This window comes from Gammaproteobacteria bacterium, from assembly GCA_013001575.1.
GTDB lineage: Bacteria > Pseudomonadota > Gammaproteobacteria > Steroidobacterales > JABDMI01 > JABDMI01.
Genome location: JABDMI010000020.1, coordinates 1 through 4,433 on the forward strand (window position 1 = coordinate 1; position 4,433 = coordinate 4,433).

Sequence of the window (4,433 nt, forward strand, 5' to 3'; positions counted from 1 at the left end):
GTGTATTGGACCTGGGTGTTGGTAAAGGTGTTTAGCAGGCCGATAAGCGATCTGGCCCCACTATTGGTTTCGACTAACCACAGCAGTGTAATGCCCAGTAGTAACAACAACAGCAAAAGACGCCATATCCAGGTCAAGACATTTTTCATAGATCAGGCCCTACTGAAAAATGCAAACGCCAGGGATTGTCGGGGTCAGATAGGGCAGAGGCCATATCCAGACGCACAGGCCCGATGGGCGAAACCCACCTTAGTCCCACGCCCGCACCATGTTCAAGACTTTCGTCTCCGCGGCCAAACGCATTTCCGATATCCACGAAAGTGGCAACCCGCCAATTGGGTCGGAACATATAGTCCGTTTCGAGACTCAGAGTGGCAATGTATTGCCCGCCTAAAACATTATTCTCAGAATCGCTTGGACCCAGTGACTCGAAATCAAAACCGCGAACACTGCGATCGCCACCGGCAAAAAACCTCAATGAGGTCGGCAATTCTTCAAAGTTATCTGTCCACATTGCACCCACTCGAGAATGCAGTAGCCAACGAGTTTTAGCATTGAACGATCCGATGCGTTTGTATTCCAGATCGGTACGAATAAAATTCAGTGGAGAGCCCAGTATGTCGCTAGCACCGGAAAATGTGGCACGGGCACGCCAGCCGCGGCTGGGATTGATAATGTCGTGGGCTTTGGTACGAAATATATCTACCGAGCCGATCAATAAATTGGATTGTTCGGTTACATCGGCAATGGTGAATTTTTCATTCAGCAGTGACAGCGAGTCTACACGTTGCCATTTTCCCGATCGTCTTTGTTTGCTTAATGTGCCTTTGATCGTTTGACGGTCGGATGTATCGGTCAATTCGTCCACATAGGTCAGATCCATTCGAGTAACCCGGTCAATATGACGGGCAGACGGCACGGAATATCGAGTGCCCAGCAAAAATCGCTGTGTGGTTAATTCGGATTGAATGCGCCAGTGATGGCCTTTGGTATTTGAGCGACGATTGGTCACGTCCGCTTCGATTCCCGCACCCTGGTCAGTTCCCAGACTTAGCCCTAATTCGTACACTCTGCTATTCAGGGGTTGTAAGCGTACTTGCAAGGGCACCAGGAGTTGTTCAATAGCGTCCAGCTGAGGAATGATATCGACACTAGAAAAGTAGCCACTGTTGCGTAATTGTTCACTGAATTTTTGTAATTGTGACTCACTAAAAGTTTCGCCTTGTTCAAACGGAATATAGCGTTTAAGGAAATTTGCCGACAATTGATTATCAATAAACTCGACCGGACCGAATTTATATTGCGGTCCTGTATCCCATTCGAGGAAGATCTCCGCCTGTCTTTTTGCACGCTTAACTTCAATACGATGCGTTATCAGTTTTGTGTTGAGATAGCCATGCGCCAGCATCCAGGCATGCAATTGCTGTTTGCCAGCTTCGTATTTTTGATGATCCAGACGATCTCCGGTCTTGAGAGGAAAGTTGTAATCCTGGAACGCCTCTTGCGGAAGTTGGATGTGCACATTAGAAACCCGTGTGGGTTCGCCCTGGATTAGCAACACGGTAATCTTGTTATTGTCGGGTGTAATTTTGGTTTCCAGTGAGGCTTCATACAATCCAATGGCTTGTAAACCGGTTTTGGCTTCTTTGTTGAGACGACGCATCCAGAACAAGGCCCCGTCAGTGTTGCTCAGGCTCTGCAATCTTCGGTAGGCGAGGCTACTTTCGATGATGGCTTTGGACTCTTCATCACTTCCGGACAGTTCGATAGGTAAGGCCTGGCCAGCATGGCACATGAGTACTACCAGACTCAGAATCAGTACCTTATATTTACAATGCATCTTGGTATTAGATACTTTCGCGATTCTTGGCGGAAAAGAAAATGATCAAGTAACCGATCAGGCCGGAAATCAGGGAACCTAGAATAATTGCCAGCCTATCGGGTCTGGAGTATCCAATACCTAATTCCTGGAAGGCCAGTGAAGCTACAAAAAGACTCATGGTGAATCCAATCCCACACAAGACCGAGAGACCAAACAGATTCATCCAGTTCACACCGGCGGGAAGTGATGCCAGGCGTAGTTTGATGCACAGTAACGAGAACAGGAAAATACCGATAGGCTTGCCCAGCAATAAACCGGCCAGAATGCCTGCCGGAACAGGATCGAATATACCCATTGGGCTCATGCCCTCGAAAGTCACACCGGCATTAACAAACGCAAACATGGGCAATATCAAAAAGGCCACCCAGGGATGTAATTTACGGATCATACTCTCAAGGAGTGAGTCGCTATCGCTGGGGTTTATGCGGCCCGGAATGGCTAAAGCAGTGATCACACCCGCAAGAGTTGCATGCACGCCAGATTTCAAGACACAGACCCACAAGGCCATGCCAAGCAGAACATAGGCTGCAGGCTTAACAACCCGCTTGCGATTTAACAGGGCCAAACCCAGTAAAAATACACTGGCACTGGACAGGGCGATGAAGGATAATTTGCTGGTATAAAAAAGCGCGATAATGACAATGGCTGTCAGGTCGTCGAGAACGGCAAGGGTCATTAATAAAACTTTTAAAGTTACCGGTGCGCGCTTGCCCAGTAACGCCAAAACACCCAGTGCAAAGGCAATATCGGTAGCGGTTGGAATTGCCCATCCGCGCAGGGCTTGTGAGTCGCCCCAATTAATCGCAACGTAAAATAATGCCGGTACTACAATGCCCCCTAAGGCAGCAATTGCAGGCAGCACGATCTGTTTGCGATCGGACAGGTAACCGTACAAGGCTTCGCGTTTGATCTCCATGGTCACCAGAAAGAAAAATATTGCCATCCAGGCATCATTCACCCACAAAAACAATGGCTTGGAAACTTCCAGAGAGCCAACGCTCACTGTGCCACGCATGTTCAGGAATAATGAATAAAATTCGGAAAACATCGAATTCTTTACGAGCATGGCCAGTAAGGCAGCTCCGATCAGAACCAGGCCTGCGCTGCTTTCAAGATGCATGAAGCGCAAGATCTTGGAGCCATGGGTGGGAGGCGAATGAGCCGGGTTAGGATGCATGATGGGTCACAGGTCTGAAGGAGTGAATTAAAAGCGAATTATAATTCTTTCAGGCACTGCGTGACGAAGAAAAGCAGGTCTTGTCAATTTCTGTCCTGGAGAGTACATTTCAAGGGTGCAGAAATATTGTGTATAAGTTGCTTCAAACAGACTAGACTGAATTATAATGCCCTGCCTGGACCGGGTTTGATATGCCTGTCCAGGTACCAGTTTCCAATCTTGTAAATCGTATTCATTCACATCCCGTACATTGTTTTTATTTTTCGAAAGATTACACATTTAAACGACTGAGCTGTTACTACATTAACCGGTGTAATACATGTTTCAGATGCTGCAGTTTAATTACTTACTAAAATCTTGAGGCTCAAATGAAAATCGCAATACTTTCACAAAACAAAAATCTGTATTCAACCCGGCGTCTCAGGGAAGCAGGTCAGGCACGTGGCCATGATGTTGACATTATAAATACACTTGAATGTTATATGGATATAACCAAGAGCAGATCAATTGTCAGGTATAAGGGTGAAGAACTGCCTAGATACGATGCTGTGATACCACGAATTGGTGTATCAATTACCTTCTACGGAACCGCAGTAGTTCGACAATTTGAAATGATGGGAACATTCTCAGTCAATGAATCAGTTGCTATAAGCAGATCACGCGATAAATTAAGGTCGTTGCAATTGTTGTCACGTAAAAATGTAGGCCTGCCACGCACAGGATTTGCCCACAGATCATCAAACATTAATGACTTGATCAAAACTGTTGGCGGCGCGCCGTTAGTGATCAAGCTGCTGGAAGGCACACAAGGCATTGGGGTTGTATTGGCCGATAATGACAAATCAGCGGCAAGTATGATTGAGGCATTCATGGGATTGGATGCGAATATTTTGGTACAAGAATTCATCAAAGAGGCCGGTGGTGCGGATATTCGCTGTTTTGTCGTAGGAAATAAAGTTGTAGCTGCGATGAAGCGACAAGGTGCAGAAGGTGAGTTTCGCTCAAACCTGCACCGGGGCGGGTCTGCGACAAAAATAAAGCTTTCTAAAGAGGAACGTGCAACGGCTGTAAATGCTGCGAAAATCATGGGCCTAAATGTTTGTGGCGTTGATATTCTTCAATCAAATTCGGGGCCAGTTGTCATGGAGGTAAATTCAACACCTGGACTCGAAGGCATAGAAAAGGCAACAAATATTGATGTTGGTTCATTGATTTTCGAGTTTATTGAAAAAAATGCCAAACCAAACAGTACCCGAACACGCGGCCAGGGATAAGTTAGAGCAATTCATGAAAAATAAAATGATTGTTGGCACATTGGAAGTTTGTGATCTTCCGGAACTTGGTATTTTTGATCTTGAGCTTAGAGTGGATACT

General features: G+C 46.3%; 3 protein-coding genes. 1 reads left to right on the forward strand and 2 read right to left on the reverse strand.

Translation table 11 applies throughout. The features are described from left to right. Positions 1-145: 145 nt before the first annotated feature. Positions 146-1,840 (reverse strand): outer membrane protein assembly factor, encoded by a 1,695-nt coding sequence (locus HKN88_01740; protein NNC96772.1) that lies wholly within the window; start codon positions 1,838-1,840, stop codon positions 146-148. 7 nt (positions 1,841-1,847) lie between these two features. Then, complete coding sequence (gene nhaA, locus HKN88_01745; protein ID NNC96773.1) at positions 1,848-3,059, reverse strand: Na+/H+ antiporter NhaA; 1,212 nt, start codon at positions 3,057-3,059, stop codon at positions 1,848-1,850. A 368-nt stretch (positions 3,060-3,427) separates the two neighbouring features. Between nhaA and rimK the strand changes: the two genes are divergently transcribed. Then, on the forward strand, positions 3,428-4,333 hold the full coding sequence (rimK, locus tag HKN88_01750) for a 30S ribosomal protein S6--L-glutamate ligase (protein NNC96774.1): 906 nt from the start codon (positions 3,428-3,430) through the stop codon (positions 4,331-4,333). Positions 4,334-4,433: the final 100 nt, after the last annotated feature.